General features: G+C 75.4%; 3 protein-coding genes. 2 read left to right on the top strand and 1 reads right to left on the bottom strand.

The features are described from left to right. The coding region (locus tag ABZ641_RS34315; RefSeq protein WP_359988247.1) for a three-helix bundle dimerization domain-containing protein at nucleotides 1-438 on the top strand (438 nt) is incomplete at its 5' end. A gap of 26 nt (nucleotides 439-464) precedes the next feature. On the opposite strand, the gene ABZ641_RS34310 is transcribed toward ABZ641_RS34315, so the two are convergent. Next, nucleotides 465-1,061 (bottom strand): TetR/AcrR family transcriptional regulator, encoded by a 597-nt coding sequence (locus ABZ641_RS34310; protein ID WP_344626263.1) that lies wholly within the window; start codon nucleotides 1,059-1,061, stop codon nucleotides 465-467. 99 nt (nucleotides 1,062-1,160) lie between these two features. Between ABZ641_RS34310 and ABZ641_RS34305 the strand changes: the two genes are divergently transcribed. After that, nucleotides 1,161-1,982 carry an NAD(P)H-binding protein gene (locus ABZ641_RS34305; protein ID WP_344626264.1) on the top strand — a complete coding sequence of 274 codons (822 nt, stop codon included), beginning with the start codon at nucleotides 1,161-1,163 and terminating at the stop codon, nucleotides 1,980-1,982. Nucleotides 1,983-2,133 lie beyond the last annotated feature (151 nt).

Here is a 2,133-nt window from a genome sequence, read left to right as displayed (position 1 = left end):
CGGGACGCGGGGACCTGCCGACAGCCCCACCCCAAGCCCCGCGAGGCCGTCATGGACCCGCACATCCCCGGTGACCCGCCAGCCGCGGCCGCCGCACCCGATCCGCAGCCGGACCCGGATCGGAAACCGGAAGCGGAACCGGAGCCCGCCCCGAACGACCCGAACGACCTGCCCGCCCCGAACGACGACAAGGAGCGGGCGAACCTGGCCGCGGTCGGCCGCCGGCTGCACCAGCGCTTCGACGCGACCGCGGGCACCGCGGCGGTGGACCGGGCCCTGGACGAAGCGTTCCACCGCTTCGACGGCAGCCGCATCCGCGCCTTCGTGCCCATCCTCGCGGAACGCATCGCCATCGACAGCCTCCGTGCCGCGTCGGCCGTGCCCTCCGTGGATCCGCACGGCCACGTCCCGCCCGACGGCCTGCCCGACGGCGCATGAGTCCGCTACCCCACCGGACGCGAAGCTCAGTCGGCGGGCATGGTGTCCAGCCAGCGGCGCAGCCGGTCGCCCTCCCGGGTCATGATCTCCGGGTCGCGCAGTGCGTTGGCGAGCAGGGACATGCCCTGGTAGGCGCCGACCAACGTGACGGCCTGCCCGTGCGGGTCGGGGGCATCGAGCTGCCGGAACTGCTCGGCGGCCCAGTCGAGGAGACGGCGGATCACCCGGGCCGCGGACTCGTCCAGTCCGCCGGGCGGGCGCTTGTCGACCTCCATGGCGAGCGTCCCGGTGGGGCAGCCGTAACGCGCGGCGGTCTCGCGCTGTTCGACCCAGGCCGCCACCAGGCCCTTGAGGCGCTCCCTCGGGTCGGGCAGCAGGTCGAGCCGGCCGGTGAGCACCTCCAACTGTCCGGTGTGTTCGGCGAGCGCCGCCTCGACGAGCTCGTCCTTGGTCTTGAAGTAGTAGTAGACGTTGCCGACGGGCACCTCGGCGACCTGCGCGATGTCCGCGATCGAGGTGCGCTCGACGCCCTTCTCGTGCAGGACGGCAGCGGCGGCGGCGGTCAGGCGGCGGCGCTTGGCGGCGGCGGCTTCGGCCCTCGACAGGCCGGGTGAGTCAGTCACCCGACTGACTATAGACAGCCCGCTCGCCGCGGGCTAGGCTCACAGCCGTCCACCAAGTGAGTCAGTCAACTCACTTCCACATGTCACGAGGGAGACGCCATGATCGTGGTCACGGGTGCCACCGGGAACGTCGGCCGGGCGCTGGTCCGGCACCTGGTCGAGGCCGGCGAGCAGGTCACCGCGGTGTCCCGCCGCCGGCCCGAGGACCCGCTGCCGCCGGGCGTGCGGCACGTGGCCGCGGACCTGGCCGACCCGCCCGCCGTCCGCGCGGCCCTGGACGGGGCCGAGGCACTCTTCCTGCTGGTGGCGGGCGAGGACCCGGCCGGCCTGGTCGACCGGGCCCGGGCCGCCGGGGTGCGCAGGATCGTCCTGCTCTCCTCGCAGGGCGTCGCCACCCGGCCGGACAGCTACGCGCACGCCGCACGCTTCGAGGCCGCGGTGGCGGCCGGCGCACCGGAGTGGACGGTGCTGCGCTCCGGCGGTCTCGCGTCGAACGCCTTCGCCTGGGCCGAACCGATCCGCTCCCACCGCGCGGCCGCCGGGCCCTTCGCCGACGTCGGCCTGCCGTTCGTCGACCCCGAGGACGTCGCCGCGGTCGCCGCGGCCGTGCTGCGCGAGGACGGCCACCACGGCGCCACGTACGTCCTCACCGGGCCGGAGCCGAGCACACCCCGGAGCCGCGCGGCCGCGATCGCCGAGGCGATCGGCGCGCCGGTCGCCTTCCACGAGCAGACCGCCGAGCAGGCCCGCGCCGAACTGGCCCGCTTCATGCCGCCGCCCGTCGTCGAGGGCACCCTCGCCGTCCTCGGCACACCCACCGCCGACGAACGGCGCGTCAGCCCCGACGTCGAACGCGTCCTCGGCCGTGCACCGCAGCCCTTCGCCGCCTGGGCCGTGCGCAACGCCGCCGCCTTCCGCTGACCGCACCCACCGCCTCGTCCCGGCCCGGCCCTGCGCGGGTGTCGGGTGGCGGAGGCGGATCTTCCGACGCCTGTCGGATGCCCCGTGCCGCCGGGGCGTGGGACGGTTCTTCCCGGGCGCCCGCCGGATCACGAGGGTTTGCGGCGGGGCT

Source organism: Kitasatospora sp. NPDC007106 (genome assembly GCF_040634455.1).
GTDB classification, from domain to species: Bacteria; Actinomycetota; Actinomycetes; order Streptomycetales; family Streptomycetaceae; genus Kitasatospora; species Kitasatospora arboriphila.
Note: the sequence above shows the minus strand (reverse complement) of the source record. Positions and strands in the feature narration are given on the sequence as shown.